The organism is Propionispira arboris, from assembly GCF_900109225.1.
In the GTDB taxonomy this organism is placed as follows: Bacteria; Bacillota; Negativicutes; order Selenomonadales; family Selenomonadaceae; genus Propionispira; species Propionispira arboris.
In genome coordinates, this window is record NZ_FNZK01000015.1 from 88956 (window position 1) to 106161 (window position 17206).

Below are 17206 nucleotides of genomic sequence, written 5' to 3' on the forward strand. Positions count from 1 at the left end.
AAAGAACATGGAGGGGATACATGTGAATTGTTATGTATGCAAAAGCCGGTTGATGAGTAGGGAAACCACCTTTATGGTCGATTTGGAACCGTGTATGGTGATTGTAAAAAATGTACCATCGTTTGTTTGTATCCAATGTGGACATATTAGTTATAGTGATGTTGTAGCGAAACGACTCGCAGCACTTGTCGAAACAGTCAAAGATTCAGCGGTGTCTGTTCTCGTAATTGATTATCTAAAGCAGGTTGCTTAATATAAAGTTTTGATTTAAATGGATTTACTATGCGGATCGGTAGTAAATCCATTTTTTTATATAAATACAGGCAAAAAAAAGACCAAGCACAATGGCTTAGTCAAAAATAAAATAAAATAAAATAATTGCTTTTGAGTAAGTTACTTAACGTAACAGCAAATTCATTATATACAAAGAATAACAAATAGTCTAGTGTTTTTTTATGAAAAATAAAATTTTTAAGAATGCTTTTATTTAGCAGGTCTTAGGTTCAGAAAATCGAAGCTTTTAGGGTAGCGAAATGCATCCTTACAATCTTTTTTTGAAATGATTAAGCGTATATGGCTGGAATTATAAGGAGGGCTGAAAGATGGTTTGTTTCAAACAAAAATATTTGGTTGTGACAGTTCTTTTATTTAGTTTCATTTTTTGCCTGCCTAATTTTGCCTGTGCTGCATCCATTCGAACGGTTCGTGTGGGATATGTTCCATTGAGTGGTTATATGAATTACGACGCGAATGGATATCGTAGTGGTTATGGGTATGAATATCTTCAGGAACTAGCAGATTATGCTGGTTGGAAATATGAATATATTGAAGGTACCTGGGCCGACTCGTTGGTTCGATTAAAATCAGGACAGATTGATTTGCTGATAGGACTTGCTGATTCCCCAGTACGTCGCAGGGAATATGATTTTTCGGAAGCTTCATTTGGTTTAAATTATGCAGTTTTATCGGTACGGGCTGCTGATGATATGTATACAAGTGATGATTATCATAGCTTGGATGGTCTTACGGTTGGCATGCTGCAAGGCAGCTTTCGTAATTCTGCTTTTGAAGAGTTTAGTAAAACTCATGGATTTAGTATTATCCCTAAGTTATATCCAGATGAAAAGTCTTTAATAGAAGCTCTGCAAATGGAAAACATTAATGCAATTGGATTGAATAATCTGCGACGTTCCGATGCGGAAAGAATTGTGGCTAGTTTTGCACCACTGCCTTTTTATGCTGCAGTAAAAAAAGGGGATGCAGGTTTGCTGAAGGAATTGAATGACGCTATGATGGAACTTCGGCTGGATGATCCTCAAATTGAATCGAGGCTTTATCAAAAATATTATGTTTCCAACGGACCCGCTGCGCTTATTTTATCGCCAGAAGAGAAAACGTATTTGCGTGATAAAGAAAAATTAGTGGTAATTATCACACAAGACCAGAGACCGTATTCGTATTTTATCAATGCAGATCACAAAGGAATCGTTGGTGATCTCATGAAACGGTTTTCCAAAGATATTGGGATTCCACTTGTTTATATTCAAGCAAAAAATGAAGTGGAAGCGGTTGAGCTTTTACAGCAGGGGAAAGCAGATATCATTTGCGATTTTATTCAAGACTATGGAATAGCAGAACATAGCGGTATTAAGATTACCTTTCCTTATTTGGAATTGCAATATACCGCTTTAAGTAAAAGAGGATACCTAACGGACAAACCTAAAGTGGCCTGTCAGGAAGGACGCTTTTTCAATCAGATTTACGTGGATAAAAACTATGCTAAGGATGATATTCAATATTATCCAACGCTGGAAGATTGTCTGGATGCTGTTGAAACGGGACGGGCTGATGTGACCTATTTAAACAGTTATACGGCCCAGGAAATCTTAAGTGAAAGCAAATATCGTAATTTGCAAGCCACATTGAATCCAGAGTTTTCCCATAAGGTTAGTATGGGCATTAATATTGACCAAAATCCGATTTTAATCAAACTGCTAAATAGAGAAATCAACCATCTTGGCTTGGCACAAGTGTCACATATTATCAATAATAATACTTTACTCGCAAAACGGAAAATGACAATGCTTGATTATGTGTATGAAAATCCTGTACAAATTATCGTGGGTAGTGTTTTGTTTTTTGGAACGGTGATTTTGCTTTTATTGGGGCTTTTATATATGCGCAAAGAACATTTAGCGCATGTAAATAAACTTGCTTATGATGATGAATTAACAGGTTTGAAAAATTTGCGTTGGTTTGAAGAAAACATGCCAACGCTGATTCGTGAGAATATAGGGAAAAAGTATGCTGTGATTTCTTTTGACATCAATCGTTTTGACGTTATAAATGAGTGCTACGGACGGGAACTGGGTAAGAAAATTTTACGCCATATCGGGATTGTCTTACGACGTAAAGAAAGTGAAGATCATATTGCGGTGCGGTCCCAAGGTGCACATTTTATATGTTTGTTGGTTTATGAAAACAGAGAAATATTTGAATCCGATATCAAAGTATTGGAGCAGCAGTTTAGTGTCTATGAAGATCCAAATACTTTTATCCGTCTTAGTGTCAAACTTGGTATTTATCTGCTACAGGACAATAAGATGCCCATTACAGAAGCGATTGATTATGCGGAAACAGCTTGTTATGAAGTGAAAAATAGTGCTAATTCGTTTATGTTTTTTGATGAACGAATCAAAGCAGAATTGATATTGCATAGAGAAATTGAAAATCATATGGAACAAGCTCTGCAAAATGCTGAATTTGAAGTTTATTATCAACCTAAATTTAATATGCAAAATAATCACATGATGGGGGCGGAAGCATTAGTCCGTTGGAACAGTAGCCATAATGGTTTTTTGAATCCGGCACAATTTATTGGTGTTTTTGAAGATAATGGGTTTATTATCCAGCTTGATTTTTATGTTCTGGAAGAAGTTTGTAAATTTATAAATGAACAACTTATTGCGGGGCAGCATGTTGTACCGATTTCTGTGAATCAGTCCAGACTGCATCTTTCTGAAAAAGACTATTTGAAAAAACTGAAAAAACTGGTTCAACGCTACAATATTCCAGCAGGGAGTATTGAATTGGAACTTACGGAAACGGCTTTTGCCGATTTACAAGATGTTGCCGAAAGCAAAGCGATTTTTGCGGCTGTAAAAAATTTAGGCTTTTTAACTTCTATGGATGATTTTGGTTCAGGATATTCCTCATTGATGCTTTTAAATGCAATTTCGCTTGATGTATTGAAACTGGACCGCAGTTTTTTAGCTGCATCGGAAGATTCAGCACGAACGCGTGATATATTAGAAAAAATTATTGAAATGGGGCATAAACTCAAGATGCAGGTGATCTGTGAAGGTGTGGAAACGAAGGAACAGGCGAATATGCTGCTGAGTGTTAATTGTTTGTTTGCTCAGGGTTTTTTGTATGCCAGACCAATGCCGCAAGCTAAATTCAAAGAATTTATGGAAGAACAATTAGCGATGTTTTAACTGCCCTCATTTGACAAGCGTATGGTAGAGATTCTTCTTGTTTATTTTACTTACGGTAACATAAGACATACCAGGAGGTTGTAAATTGTAATGAATAAAGTTGGTATTATTGGTGCAGGGAAAGTCGGGTCCGTTTTAGCGATTGCTTTACAGCGAGAGGGGATTAATGTTTGTGCTGTGTCAGGGGGGGGCAGTGATTCCGCTAAAATATTAGCGGATCGGATTGGTATTTTGTTTTGTCGTGATACAGCACTTGTTGCTCGAGAAGTCGATATTATATTGATTGCTACGCCGGATCGTGAGATAAAGAATGTAGTAAATTTACTCAAAATTTCGGGTGAAATGCGGGATGGCCAAATCGTTTTTCATGTTTGCGGTTCACAAAGTGCTGAAATATTGGCGGGTCTAAGATCGTTTGGTGTTGCTGTTGGATCGATACACCCATTGCAGTCTTTTTCCAGTATTGAAGCAGGTCTAAAGAATTTAGGCAGTTCTTATTTTGCAATCGACGGCGATGAACAAGCACTTGTAAAAGCAAAGGAGTTTGTGGGAAAACTCAACGGAATTTGTATGTATGTGCCTCCCGAAGATCGAGCACTTTACCACGCGGCAGCCTGTATGGCGTCCAATTATTTAACAGCATTATTGCACAGTACAGTAACGTTGATGAAAACGTTTGGGGTTGATGAAACGAAGGCAATAAAAGCCTTACACCCGATTTTGCAGGGAACTTTGACCAATATTGAAACATACGGGACATTACAGGCCCTCACGGGTCCGATTGTGCGCGGTGATGTCGGAACAATCACGCAGCAACTGCAACAAATCGATGCGCGGGTTCCAAGTCAAGCCCAACTTTATCGCGAACTTGGCAAGTACACGTTAGCGATGGCAAAGCAGCGCCATACTTTAGCACCTGAACAAATCGTTGAGTTGGAGCAATGTTTTAGCCATTTGGGGTGACTAAAGTTATTCTTCACAGCCATGTAATAAAAATAAAATAGTAATGTCCACTGGTGACGCTATAAAAGCGCTGATTTCAGATTAAAATAAATATAAAAATAACACACATCCTATTGACTATTGTAAAGATGTAAACTATAATAGTCTCCATTAGCATATGAACTTAGACGGAAGGTGCTGTACGAAGCACCGTGGTTTATATACTGAGGAATTATTTAATTCTTTTACTAAAATAGGGGGAATAGCGTATGAACTTAAGCAAAAAATGTTTAGCTATGACAAGTATCGTCTTGGGGATGTCGATGATGGGTGCTTTGTTTGCAGGCTGTGGCAGTGAAGAAAAAAGCAACGAAATAAACATTGGGGCGAATTTTGAAATTACTGGTAATGTGGCCAACTATGGCGGCATGGCGCTGGATGGTTTAAAACTTGCCATAAAACAAGCGAATGACGCGGGCGGCATTAATGGTAAAAAAATTAATTTGATTGTTGCTGATAATAAATCAGAAGCATCTGAAGCAGCAAATGCAGCAACAAAACTTATTTCAACAGATAAAGTCAAAGTTCTAGTCGGTCCGGCAACTACTTCAAATGTTTTGGCAACGACGCAGATTGCATCGGATAATAAGATTCCATTGATTGCACCAACAGGGACAAGCCCTAAAATTACCGTGGAAAATGGACAAGTGAAACCATTTATTTTCCGCAGCTGTTTTATTGATCCGCTGCAAGGTGATGTTATGGCCACGTTTGCTTCAAAAACTTTGAAGGCAAAAACAGCTGCTGTGTTTATAGATTCGAGTTCTGACTATTCGAAGAGCTTAGGGCAGGTATTCAAAGAAAAATTTGAGGCTGCTGGTGGGAAAGTATTAATTGAAGAAGCCTTTTTGCAAAAAGATCAGGATTTTAAATCCACCCTTACAAAGATTAAAGCTGCCAATGCAGATGTGATTTTTGTTCCGGCTTATTATGAAGAAGTGGGGAAGATTGTTAAACAGGCTCGTGAACTTGGCATTACGGTTCCAATGCTTGGAACAGATGGCTGGGATGATGCAAAACTTGTTGAGATAGCAGGCGCAGCATCACTGGATAATACCTTCTTCAGTACACATTATTCAGCTCAAGATAAAGAAGTGCAGGGATTTGTTGAAGCATTTAAAGCAGAATATAATAAAGATGCAAACGTATTTGCTGCTTTAGGCTATGATGCTGGTAAAATGTTGATTGATGCCATTAAACGTGCTGGCAGTGATGATCCGGAAAAAATCCGCAAAGCTTTAGAAGAAACAAAAGATTTGCAGGTAGCTACGGGGACGATTACGATCGATAAAAATCATGATCCGATAAAGAGTGCGGTTATCCTTGAAATGAAAAATGGTGAAAAAATCTTAAAAGAAAAAATTACACCAAAAGAATAGTCTTATAAATAAACGGCGTTATAAAACTCCAGGCAATGTTGCTGAAAACATTGCCTGGAGTTTTTTTATGTGCATCCCATATATATGTACAAAAATAAACATTATATATTTTTGAAGAGGACATAAGGTTGATGGGAATAGAAAAAAGTAATTGACAATAGTTAAGTGTGAATTTACAATTATCTATGTTGAATCAGATGCGTATCAGCTTTACATAGTTTCCTGTGCTACGCAGCAAATCTCAATTGAGGTAGTTTTGCAAAAAATACATAACAGGAGGGAAATCATGATATTTCAGAAAAGTAAAAAATTAATTTGTGCAGTAACTGCAATCGGTATGCTTACTGCCTTTGCCACTGGGTGTGGGGATCAAAACAGTGATACAATTAAAATTGGGGCAAATCTTGAAATGACCGGCTCAAATGCGACTTTTGGTCAGTCGGCTACGAATGGAGCGAAACTTGCCATTAAGCAAGCCAATGAAAAAGGCGGGGTCCTTGGCAAAAAACTTGAACTTGTGGTCGCTGATAATAAGAGTGAAGCAGCAGAAGCGGCAAATTCAATGCAAAAATTGATTTCACAGGATAAAGTAGCAGCAATTATTGCCCCGATTGCATCGTCGAGCGTTATAGCTGGAGCACAGGTCAATAATGATGGAAAGGTACTGGCAATCAGCCCAACGGCATCCAATCCTAAAGTGACGGTTGATCCAGACACTGGAAAGGTTCGCGATTATTTATTTAGAGCATCGTTTATTGATCCTTTCCAGGGAGCGGTTATGGCAAATTTTGCTTCCAAATCACTTAAGGGAAAGAGCGCGGCAATTTATATTGATACATCTAGTGACTATGCAAAAGGGCTCGGACAGTTCTTTAAAGAAACTTTCATTAAAAATGGTGGTCAGATTGTGTCAGAAGAAGCGTATTTGGCTAAGGATACAGATTTTAAGTCAACATTGACTAAAATTAAATCCAGCAATCCTGATATTTTATTCGTTCCGGGGTATTATCAAGAAGTTGGTATGATTGTAAAACAAGCTCGTGAAATTGGCATTAACGCTGCTATTTTGGGTGGTGATGGCTGGGATAGTGAAAAATTACCGGAAATTGCTGGCACTGATGCGCTAAATAATACATTTTTTGCAAATCATTATTCTCCCGATGATCAAAGTCCGGCTATCCAGGATTTTGTTGCAACCTACAAAGCTGAATACGGACAGGTTCCAGATTCTTTTGCTGTTCTTTCCTATGATGCAACGATGATGATTATCAAAGCAATCGAAAGAGCTGGTTCGGTTGATACAGTGAAAATAAAGGATGAAATGGCTAAAACAAAAGATTTTGCTGGTGTATCGGGCATGATTACTTTGGATGAAAAGCATGATGCCATAAAAGATGCGGTTGTCATTGAATTTAAAAACGGCAAGCAGACTTTTAAAGAAAAAGTAAAACCAGAATAAGACCATACTGAAAGAGACTCGTTTGAGATTGGACAAAAGTGTTCTTTAGAAAATCTTAAGCCGTCTCTTTCTTTTTTCGATCTCTTTTAGCAATATGTACTTCTGAAATGGACAAATAAATTTTAATGAATAAAACAAAAAGGGGTTAAATGGATATTTTGCAACACAAGTACCATGCAAAACGACAGGTGTTCTGCTAAAAAAGAAAAATATATTCCATGTTATTGACAGGTATACAATGTAACACTATAATGTTAGATAGTGTAAGTTGATAGTATGAATTTGCAGGTAATTGAAGCTTTACGACTCAATGGTGAGCAGCCTTTAAAAATGGCGTGGACGGGGACAGTTGAACCTTTGGCCAACGATGGCTGAAGGTTTTTCGTTTATTTTTAGGCTGAACAAGGTTCGAAGCTTGATTTCGCAGAATTACAATACGAATGGAGGAGACAAAATGGACTTTTCATCATTTTCCGAACAGTTGATTCAACAGCTCATTAATGGTGTATCGCTAGGAAGTATTTATGCACTTATTGCATTGGGCTATACGATGGTCTATGGTATTATTAAACTGATTAACTTTGCACATGGTGATATTTATATGGTGGGAGCCTACATTGGCTTTTTTGCCACATCCATGCTGCATTTACCGGTATTGCCAGCTTTGATTATTTCTATGGTGGTTACAGGGCTTTTGGGTATGCTTATCGAACGGCTTGCTTATAGACCACTTCGTCATGCACCGAAAGTTTCTGTATTAATTACGGCAATTGGTGTATCTTTATTTTTGGAATATACGAGTATGTTTTTTGTATCACCGCAGCCAAGGACTTTTCCTAATGTCATGGAATCGGTGACTTATCATATGGGACCCTTTGTAGTTAATAGTCAGCAAATTTTGATCTTGGTTATTACGACTATTTTAATGGTGATTTTGACGTATATCGTGCAAAAAACAAAAATCGGCAAAGCCATGCGTGCGGTATCTTTTGATACAGAAACGGCACAGCTTATGGGCATTGATGCCAATCGTGTTATTTCAATTACGTTTGGTATTGGTTCCGCGCTGGCGGCAGCCGGTGGCGTTTTAGTGGGTGTTTACTATAATTCAATTGATCCGCTTATGGGGATTATGCCGGGACTCAAAGCTTTTATTGCTGCAGTGCTTGGCGGCATTGGGATTATACCGGGGGCTATGGCTGGCGGGGTCATTTTGGGTGTTATTGAATCGCTGGTTAGTGGTTTTCTTTCTTCGACTTTCCGCGATGCGGCGGCTTTTGCCATCTTGATCCTTGTTTTATTATTTAAACCTTCGGGTCTATTCGGTAAGAATACCCGCGAGAAAGTGTAGGTGGCAAAGATGAATTTATCAAGAATAAAAGACATTAAGATTATAGCATTAAGTATCGTTGGCTTTGCGATCATACAGCTTTTGTTAACAGAAAATATTATAGGTTCTTTTTGGGAACTTAATATCATTTTGATTGGGATTAACATTATCATGTCGGTAAGTCTCAATCTAATAAATGGGTATACGGGGCAGTTTTCCCTCGGACATGCTGGCTTTATGGCAGTGGGGGCTTATGTAAGTGCTATCTTGACCGTTAAGTTTCAAATGCCTTTTCTCGTGGGATTAATTGGTGGTGCCGCTGGTGCGGGTACTTTAGGTTTCCTGATTGGGTTGCCAACACTGCGTTTGCAGGGCGATTATTTGGCAATTGCCACACTTGGTCTTGGTGAAATCATTCGTATTTGCATTCTTAATATTTCATATGTCGGTGGAGCATCTGGTTTTATGGGGATTCCTCGCTATACAAATTTTGCGTGGACGTTTTTTATCGTATTGTTCAGTATTTTCTTTATTAAAAACTTTGTAAATTCATCACATGGACGGGCCTGTATTGCGATTCGTGAAAATGAAATCGCTGCCGAAGCCATGGGGGTCGATACGACCAAATATAAAGTGATGGCATTTACAATCGGTGCTGCTTTTGCGGGCGTTGCAGGAGGCTTATTTGCGCATTATTTCTACATTGCTCATCCAGCGTCGTTTACATTTATGGCATCGTTTAACTATCTTACAATGGTTGTAATGGGAGGGCTTGGCTCCATTACAGGTTCTATTGTCGGCGCAGTTATTTTGACATTTATTTCAGCGGCACTTGCCAGCTGGCCAGAATTTAGAATGATTATTTATTCGCTTGCTTTGATTTTATTAATGTTCTATCGTCCGCAAGGTCTATTTGGTAATATAGAACTTACCGATTTGAAGATATTTAAGCGTTTTAAAGGAGGTCGTAAGTAATGAGTTTACTGAAAGCCGAAGGTGTTTCTAAACTGTTTGGCGGGTTAAAAGCCGTTTCTAATTTTGACATGTATGTAAATAAGGGTGAACTTGTGGGACTTATCGGACCAAATGGTGCCGGAAAAACAACAGCTTTTAATTTGTTGACCGGTGTTTATCAGCCAACAACCGGCACGATTGATTTTGATGACAAAAGCCTGCTTGCAATGAAACCTTATCAAATTACGCAGCGTGGTATAGCACGTACTTTCCAAAATATTCGTTTGTTTTCGGAATTGAGTGTTTTGGATAATGTAAAAATAGCCTATCATTTTCATGTGCAGTATGGTTTGTTTGAATCGGTATTTCGTGTGGGGCGTTATTTTAAAGAAGAAGCAGAGATCGAAGCAAAAGCGATTGAATTTCTGAAGATTTTTAAATTAGATGATAAAAAAGATGAAATAGCCAAGAATCTTCCCTATGGTGCGCAGCGCCGTTTGGAAATTGCGCGGGCGTTAGCCGCACAGCCTAAATTGCTGTTGCTAGATGAACCAGCAGCCGGTATGAATCCACAGGAAACACAAGAATTGATGACAATGATTCGCTGGATTCGCGAGGAATTCGGGTTGACAATTCTGCTTATTGAACATGATATGAGTCTGGTTATGGGGATTTGCGAACGTATTTATGTGCTGGAGTATGGTAGTATCATTGCTAGTGGGGTGCCAGCCGATATCAAGAATAACCCTGAAGTTATCAGAGCTTATCTTGGAAGCGAGGTAGAATAATGGGAACTATGCTTAAAGTTGAAGATATCAATGTATATTATGGGGCAATTCATGCGATCAAGGGTATCAGCCTGGAAGTAAATGAAGGTGAAATTGTAACTCTGATTGGAGCAAACGGTGCGGGTAAATCGACAATTTTGCGGACCATTTCGGGTCTTTTAAAACCTAAAATCGGTAAAATTGAGTTTGAAGGCCAAAATATTGCTGGTATTGCAGCCCAGCGTATTGTTAAATCAGGAATATCACAAGTTCCAGAAGGCCGCCGTATTTTTGCGAATATGACGGTAATGGAAAATCTTGATTTAGGGGCATATGTGCGCAGTGATAAAGCAGGGATTCAGGAAGATCTGAAAATGGTATTTGCTCGTTTTCCAAGGTTAGAAGAACGTAAAACGCAAGAAGCGGGAACTTTGTCTGGCGGGGAGCAGCAAATGCTGGCTATGGGACGGGCCTTGATGAGTCGTCCTCGGCTTTTACTTTTGGATGAACCATCCATGGGCTTGGCACCTCTGTTGATAAAAGAAATTTTTTCAATTATTCAAGATATTAATAAAACAGGTACAACGGTTTTGCTTGTGGAACAAAATGCCAATATGGCCCTTTCGATTGCCAATCGGGCTTATGTTCTGGAAACAGGACGTATCACCTTAGCCGGAGCAGCAAAAGATCTAGCGGCCAGCGAAGCGGTTCGTAAAGCTTATCTTGGTGGTTGATCATAAATAAACAGCAATTGTCTAACAGCTTTTGCTGTTTGCTTATTTTTTAAAGGAAGATGCTAAGAAATATCGAACATTACTCAATATAAGCAAGTATTGCGAGAGGAGTTGTTTTATGTGTTTGTAGCGAATAGAATGACCAAAAATCCGATTACGGTCGAACCGGAAACAAAAGTAGACGAAGCGTCTGCATTGATGAAAAAACATGGATTTCGCCGTTTGCCTGTTGTTGAAGGCGGTACCCTGGTTGGCTTTTTAAGTGACCGTGATATTATGAAAGTGGCCCCATCACCAGCGACAACGTTGGCTAAATATGAAATTAATTCGCTTTTAGCTAAGATGATGATTAAGGAAATCATGCAAAAAGAAGTGATTGCAGTGCCTGTTGATGCGACAATTGAAGAGGCGGCACTTCTTATGTATAAGCATAAAATTGGTGGGATGCCAGTTGTAAGCAGCGTTGGTGCGGTGGTTGGTGTCATAACGGAAACAGATATTTTTAAAACGTTTGTGGATGTTATGGGTTTGCCTGAAGGCAAAACGAGGCTGACGATTGCTGTGAAAGATAAAATTGGTGCAGTTAAAGAAATAGCTGAAGTGTTTTTTGAAATGGGACTGAACTTGGATAGTTTAGTTACCTGTAAAAAAGATACCGGTGAATATGAAATTGTTGTTCGTGGTGATTTTGATAATATTGAATTGATTAAAGAAAAACTTGCTGCCAAGGCCTATATCGTTGAGCATTTTGTGAAAATCGGGTAATATAAATGAGAATAATAACGAAAGTAATTATCAATTAAAAATTTTTATTGAAAATACTTTACAGAAATTAAAAAATTATGGTAAGATAAGATATAGGATCAAGCCAATCAGTGTAAACTGAGATGGCCGGGCGTATTGCAGCAGAGTTAAAGCCTGTGGGACCATGTAAATGGGTCTCACAGGCTTTTTTATACCCTAATTGAGAAAATAAGGATGGTCTGTGCGGATTTGTTTGGATTATTAAACTATTTTGAGCCATTTTTAGGAGGAAGTATAATGACAGAAGAACAGCAAAATAATGCATTAAAACAACGAACTGCTTGGTTATCTATTTTATCAAATACACTGCTGGTCGTTTTGAAATTAATTGTTGGTATGTATGTGGGGGCAGTAAGCCTTGTTTCGGAGGCTATGCATTCCGGTGTGGATCTTATTGCGGCAATCATTGCTTTTTTTGCCGTAAGAAAGGCCGTTGAGCCGCCAGATATGGGACATGATTATGGACATGGTAAATTTGAAAATTTATCGTCTGCGATCGAAGCACTGCTGATTGTCTTTGCCGCAATTGCAATTGTTTATGAATCGATACAAAAATTTAATAATATTGCTGAACCTGAATTTTTGGAATATGGTATTTTGATTATGCTCATTTCAATTGTAGTGAATTATTTTGTTTCTGCCAGGCTGATGGTTGTGGCTAAAAAGACTAAGTCACAAGCACTTGAGGCAGATGGCTTACATCTTCGCGCGGATATATGGACATCGGTGGGTGTTCTTGCAGGATTGGTGGGAATAAAAATTACCGGGTGGCTCTGGCTGGATCCCTTGATTGCTATTTTTGTGGCTATTATTATCTTTAAAACAGGGTATGAAATGGTAATCGAAAGTGCAAAAGAGCTTACAGATACAAGCCTGCCTGAAGAAGAAGAAAGGATAATCGGTGAAATATTCAGTCGGCATGATAACGTTATGGGGTTTCATCGCTTGCGGACAAGACGTTCTGGATCGTATTGTTTGCTTGATGTACACCTTATTTTTGAGAAAGATATGTCTTTAGAACAAGTGCATCAAATTTGTGATGAACTTGAGAGTGAAATTAAAACGGCGTTAGGATCTTTTGATGTACTGATTCATGCAGAACCATCCGATCATCATGCAGAACCAAAACTTTTATCATGAAAGAAAATTAAATGCAGTATAAAATGAAAAATGGGGACTATCACGATTTGAATCGAGACAGTCCCCCGTTTTTTTATTGTTCATATAATTTTGGTTTGCGATCTTGAAAGATATTCATCGAACTGCGAATATCTTGTAAAATAGCCAGCTTTAGGTTGGCATGGAGAGTTTGTTCATCTTCATCTGCCCGGGCGAGAATTTCGCCCCAGGGATCGATGATCAGCGAATTTCCCGCGAGCTGCAACATATCTAAGGTCCCCGAGCCATTTGCGGCTACAACAAAAATTTGATTTTCAATCGCTCGAGCCCGGGTTAAGGTTTTCCAGTGCATTAATCGTTCAATCGGCCAAGCTGCTGGAATAAATAAAACGGATATTTTTTCTAAGGCTAAAAGTCGTACGAGTTCACAAAATCGTAGATCGTAACAAATAATCGTAGCGCATTTTACACCATCAAGAACATAGGTGTTGAAATGTTCTCCGGGTGTAAAGATGATATCTTCCTGAGCGGGTGAAAATAAATGTGTTTTATGATAGGTAGACACAAGTTCACCATCGCGATTAAAGACATAACTTGTATTGTAGACTCTTTCTCCGATGCGATTGGCAATAGAGCCGCCGACGATGTTGACTTGATGATCTTTGGCGAGTTTACTTAAAAACTTTCTAGTGTCAGTTCCATCGGGGTCTGCATATTCTCCAACTGGTTTGGGATAAAACCCGACATTCCACATTTCGGGAAGCACGATTATATCTGGATTTTTAAGCATGGTTTCTTCTAGCAGCCTAACAATAGTCCTTTTATTTTCGGCAAAATCACCAAATTTGATGTGCATTTGTAGTAAAGATACTTTCATGAAATCATTACACCTCATTTACTGTTAAAGAAAAACCTGAAATTTATAGTTTACGAAGCAAAAAAGCCATTGCTTCTATTTTGAATCCATAGCATAGAAAAAGCAAGTGATTTTAAACAGAAGTTTATTTACAAATTACTAAAAAGGCTTTTATTCTCATGTGTTTTTGTATAAAATAAGAATAGAAATATCAATGGAAGCTGGTGTAGATTCTATGGAAAGAATACAATATGATATTGGTGATGTGGTAAAGATGAAAAAGCAGCATCCATGTGGCAGCGATTTATGGGAAATAACGCGGACTGGTATTGATTTTGGCTTGAAATGTAAAGGGTGTGGCCGGTTTGTAATGATACCGCGTCCGAAATTTGAGAAGGCAGTCAAATTGATTGTGGAAAAAAATACAGAACCCTTTAAACCTGATCGGTTAGGCTATTGAGATACATTATTTTTTGTGAAATAAAGAGCTGGTATTACATTTTGTTTTACAAAAAAATGATTATTTTTTTATGGTAAAATAGTTTTTATTTATAAAAATTTTTAAGTTATTTTTAAATCTAAAGTTGTTGTTCATAATCATAATAAAAATTAAAGGTTTCAATATTTTTTAGTTATTACAGAAGCGAAAATTGTAACTTATTTTTATTGACACGCTTATTTGCATAACCTATAATGACCTCATGAGATAAATTTTAGCCGATACAGGACTGGCGGAAAATGTGGATTACCACGAGGAACTGTATTGTGAATTGCCGACCGCCTGGGCGAGATTGACCTTGCCTGGGCGGTCTTTGTCTATTTTTAGACCTAAAATAACTTGGATTATTTGCGCAATAATTAAGATTAGGTGCTAAATGTATATCCTTTTTAAATATGATCTTTTAAATAAATATTTAAAATAATTAGTAGTAAGTCTTAAAACCAGCACGTAATATATTGACATAGTTTGTGAAATAGGAATATAATGAGCAAAGCTTTTATGCTGCAGCAAGTGAGACAAATATTTATTTCATAAAAAATATAACGTAATATATAAATAGCGGAGGTATGTTTCATGAATGTTTGGGATGGTTTTAACAAAGGAAAATGGCAGAGCGAAATTGATGTACGAGATTTTATACAGACAAACTATTTGCCTTATGATGGTGATGGGAGCTTTCTGACAGGACCGACAGATAAGACAAAAAAAGTTTGGGATACATGTACGGAGCTTTTAGCGGCAGAAAATAAAAAAGGTGGTGTTCTTGATGTCGATACGGCATTGGTTTCGACCGTCGTTTCACATAAACCAGGATACATCAATCGAGAAAATGAAGTCATTTTTGGTCTTCAGACGGAAGCACCCCTTAAACGAGGTCTTATTGTTAATGGTGGTCTACGTATGGCCGAACAAGCTTGTGAAGAATATGGATATAAACTAGATAAGGAAATTGAAAACATCTATACCAATCATGTTACAACGCATAACCAGGCAGTTTTTGGCCTCTATACACCAGAAATGCGCCGCGCGCGCTCGCTGGGTCTGCTGACAGGACTTCCCGATGCCTATGGACGTGGTCGCATCATCGGTGATTATCGCCGCGTTGCTCTCTATGGTGTAAATTATCTGATTGCACAGAAACAAAAAGACAAAGATGAGGTTTTTGTTTCACCTATGTTAGAAGAAACAATGCGAACTCGTGATGAAATTTCGCAGCAGATTAAAGCGTTAAAAGACTTGATTGAACTGGGTAAGTCCTATGGATTTGATATCTCTCTGCCAGCTAAAAATGCGACAGAAGCGGTGCAGTGGATTTATTTTGGTTATTTGGCGGCCATTAAAGAACAAAATGGTGCAGCGATGTCAATTGGCAGGACTTCGACCTTTTTAGATATTTATATTACTCGTGATTTAGCGGCGGGTATTCTTACGGAAGCTGGGGCTCAAGAAATTATCGATCAGTTTGTGATTAAGCTTCGTTTAGCGCGCATGCTCCGGACACCAGAGTACAATGAACTTTTTGCTGGTGATCCATTATGGGTTACCGAATCAATCGGCGGCATCGGACAGGATGGACGTTCTTTAGTAACGAAAAATTCTTATCGAATGCTTCATACCCTATATAATCTTGGTCCGGCACCTGAACCAAATTTAACGGTTCTCTGGTCAGATCGCTTACCGGAAAACTTCAAGAAATTTGCGGCAAAAGTTTCAGTAAAGACCAGTGCCATCCAATATGAAAACGATGAAGTGATGCGTGATGTCTATGGTGATGATTATGGTATTACTTGCTGTGTATCTGCAATGAAACTCGGGAAAATGATGCAGTTTTTTGGCGCTCGGGCGAATTTGGCTAAATCTTTGTTGCTTTCCATCAATGGAGGGAAGGATGAAAAGACAGATAAACAGCTCGCACCAGTAATGCCAATTCCAGAAGGGGAATATCTGGATTATGAAGTTGTTCGCAAAAATTATTCGGAAGTTTTAGCCTGGTTGGCTGGACTCTATGTGAATACGATGAATGTAATCCATTACTCACATGATCGTCATGCGTATGAAGCAGGGCAGATGGCGTTGCATGATAGTAAAATCGAACGCCTGATGGCTTTTGGTGTAGCGGGTCTTTCGGTGGCCATTGATTCTTTGAGTGCAATTCGTTATGCAAAAGTAAAACCAATCCGTAATGAGGCAGGTGTCGCTGTTGATTTTGTCGTAGCGGGAGATTTCCCTAAATACGGAAATAATGATGAACGTGTTGATTCACTGGCCACAGAAATTACCCATGAATTTATTACGGAACTTAGAAAACATCCGGCATATCGTCAGGCGAAGCATACTTTATCGGTATTGACGATCACATCGAATGTCATGTACGGCAAAAAAACAGGATCGACACCAGATGGTCGAAAAGCAGGAGAGCCACTGGCTCCGGGTGCTAATCCAATGCATGGTCGCGATACCAATGGGGCACTGGCTGCAATGCGATCGGTGGCAAATATTTCATACGATGATTGTCGAGATGGTATTTCATATACATTTTCGATTGTGCCGGGGGCGCTAGGAAAAACAGAAACGGCTCGAATCAATAACCTGTCAGCACTATTGGATGGTTATTCAAAATACAGAGCGCATCATATTAATATCAATGTTTTTGATCGGGAACTGCTTGTGGCAGCGATGAAAGAACCAGAAAAATATCCACAACTGACAATCCGCGTATCAGGTTATGCCGTGCATTTTGTCAAATTGAGTCAGGCTCATCAGTTGGAAGTCATTAGCCGTACTTTTTATGAAGCTGTATAAG

The 17206-nt window shown here is 38.6% G+C and carries 14 protein-coding genes and 1 riboswitch; of the genes, 13 read left to right on the forward strand and 1 reads right to left on the reverse strand.

Annotation, left to right across the window (positions count from 1 at the left end):
* Positions 1-22: 22 nt before the first annotated feature.
* From BMY14_RS14250 to BMY14_RS14300, 11 genes are all read left to right on the forward strand, one after another.
* Entirely contained in the window at positions 23-253 is a 231-nt protein-coding gene (locus BMY14_RS14250) for a YgiT-type zinc finger protein (protein ID WP_019555489.1), read from the forward strand.
* Between the two features lie 349 nt (positions 254-602).
* Positions 603-3497 (forward strand): EAL domain-containing protein, encoded by a 2895-nt coding sequence (locus tag BMY14_RS14255; protein ID WP_091833144.1) that lies wholly within the window; start codon positions 603-605, stop codon positions 3495-3497.
* A gap of 90 nt (positions 3498-3587) precedes the next feature.
* Positions 3588-4460 (forward strand): Rossmann-like and DUF2520 domain-containing protein, encoded by an 873-nt coding sequence (locus BMY14_RS14260; RefSeq protein WP_091833146.1) that lies wholly within the window; start codon positions 3588-3590, stop codon positions 4458-4460.
* A 248-nt stretch (positions 4461-4708) separates the two neighbouring features.
* Entirely contained in the window at positions 4709-5878 is a 1170-nt protein-coding gene (locus BMY14_RS14265) for an ABC transporter substrate-binding protein (RefSeq protein WP_019555492.1), read from the forward strand.
* A gap of 286 nt (positions 5879-6164) precedes the next feature.
* Positions 6165-7337 (forward strand): ABC transporter substrate-binding protein, encoded by a 1173-nt coding sequence (locus tag BMY14_RS14270; protein WP_091833149.1) that lies wholly within the window; start codon positions 6165-6167, stop codon positions 7335-7337.
* A gap of 454 nt (positions 7338-7791) precedes the next feature.
* Positions 7792-8688, forward strand: coding sequence for a branched-chain amino acid ABC transporter permease (locus BMY14_RS14275; RefSeq protein ID WP_019553724.1), 897 nt, complete (start codon positions 7792-7794; stop codon positions 8686-8688).
* Positions 8689-8697: 9 nt separating this feature from the next.
* On the forward strand, positions 8698-9642 hold the full coding sequence (locus BMY14_RS14280) for a branched-chain amino acid ABC transporter permease (protein ID WP_019553725.1): 945 nt from the start codon (positions 8698-8700) through the stop codon (positions 9640-9642).
* Entirely contained in the window at positions 9642-10409 is a 768-nt protein-coding gene (locus BMY14_RS14285; RefSeq protein WP_091833152.1) for an ABC transporter ATP-binding protein, read from the forward strand. The genes BMY14_RS14280 and BMY14_RS14285 overlap by 1 nt, the downstream gene beginning before the upstream one ends.
* Before the next feature lie 8 nt (positions 10410-10417).
* A complete protein-coding gene (locus BMY14_RS14290; protein ID WP_091833205.1) occupies positions 10418-11122 on the forward strand; it encodes an ABC transporter ATP-binding protein in 705 nt (234 codons plus the stop codon).
* Between the two features lie 120 nt (positions 11123-11242).
* Positions 11243-11887, forward strand: a complete 645-nt coding sequence (locus tag BMY14_RS14295) for a CBS and ACT domain-containing protein (protein WP_091833155.1) — start codon at positions 11243-11245, stop codon at positions 11885-11887.
* Positions 11888-12163: 276 nt separating this feature from the next.
* Positions 12164-13066 (forward strand): cation diffusion facilitator family transporter, encoded by a 903-nt coding sequence (locus tag BMY14_RS14300; protein ID WP_019553729.1) that lies wholly within the window; start codon positions 12164-12166, stop codon positions 13064-13066.
* 73 nt (positions 13067-13139) lie between these two features.
* Here BMY14_RS14300 and BMY14_RS14305 read toward each other — a convergent pair whose 3' ends face one another.
* The gene (locus tag BMY14_RS14305; protein ID WP_091833158.1) at positions 13140-13922 is read right to left on the reverse strand and encodes a carbon-nitrogen family hydrolase; all 783 of its coding nucleotides are present in this window, start codon (positions 13920-13922) and stop codon (positions 13140-13142) included.
* Between the two features lie 193 nt (positions 13923-14115).
* Here BMY14_RS14305 and BMY14_RS14310 point away from each other — a divergent pair, with 193 nt between their 5' ends.
* The gene (locus BMY14_RS14310) at positions 14116-14361 is read left to right on the forward strand and encodes a DUF951 domain-containing protein (protein WP_425438921.1); all 246 of its coding nucleotides are present in this window, start codon (positions 14116-14118) and stop codon (positions 14359-14361) included.
* Positions 14362-14615: 254 nt separating this feature from the next.
* A riboswitch (ZMP/ZTP riboswitch) is annotated at positions 14616-14695 on the forward strand.
* Positions 14696-14976: 281 nt separating this feature from the next.
* Positions 14977-17205, forward strand: a complete 2229-nt coding sequence (pflB, locus tag BMY14_RS14315) for a formate C-acetyltransferase (RefSeq protein WP_091833161.1) — start codon at positions 14977-14979, stop codon at positions 17203-17205.
* Position 17206: the final 1 nt, after the last annotated feature.

What these genes read in the sequence shown, in the direction of transcription:
- BMY14_RS14255 (WP_091833144.1), top strand. Translation starts at nt 603, where the DNA reads ATGGTTTGTTTCAAACAAAAATATTTGGTTGTGACAGTTCTTTTATTT.
- BMY14_RS14260 (WP_091833146.1), top strand. Translation starts at nt 3,588, where the DNA reads ATGAATAAAGTTGGTATTATTGGTGCAGGGAAAGTCGGGTCCGTTTTA.
- BMY14_RS14265 (WP_019555492.1), top strand. Translation starts at nt 4,709, where the DNA reads ATGAACTTAAGCAAAAAATGTTTAGCTATGACAAGTATCGTCTTGGGG.
- BMY14_RS14270 (WP_091833149.1), top strand. Translation starts at nt 6,165, where the DNA reads ATGATATTTCAGAAAAGTAAAAAATTAATTTGTGCAGTAACTGCAATC.
- BMY14_RS14275 (WP_019553724.1), top strand. Translation starts at nt 7,792, where the DNA reads ATGGACTTTTCATCATTTTCCGAACAGTTGATTCAACAGCTCATTAAT.
- BMY14_RS14280 (WP_019553725.1), top strand. Translation starts at nt 8,698, where the DNA reads ATGAATTTATCAAGAATAAAAGACATTAAGATTATAGCATTAAGTATC.
- BMY14_RS14285 (WP_091833152.1), top strand. Translation starts at nt 9,642, where the DNA reads ATGAGTTTACTGAAAGCCGAAGGTGTTTCTAAACTGTTTGGCGGGTTA.
- BMY14_RS14290 (WP_091833205.1), top strand. Translation starts at nt 10,418, where the DNA reads ATGCTTAAAGTTGAAGATATCAATGTATATTATGGGGCAATTCATGCG.
- BMY14_RS14300 (WP_019553729.1), top strand. Translation starts at nt 12,164, where the DNA reads ATGACAGAAGAACAGCAAAATAATGCATTAAAACAACGAACTGCTTGG.
- BMY14_RS14305 (WP_091833158.1), bottom strand. Translation starts at nt 13,922, where the DNA reads ATGAAAGTATCTTTACTACAAATGCACATCAAATTTGGTGATTTTGCC.
- BMY14_RS14310 (WP_425438921.1), top strand. Translation starts at nt 14,116, where the DNA reads ATGGAAGCTGGTGTAGATTCTATGGAAAGAATACAATATGATATTGGT.
- pflB (WP_091833161.1), top strand. Translation starts at nt 14,977, where the DNA reads ATGAATGTTTGGGATGGTTTTAACAAAGGAAAATGGCAGAGCGAAATT.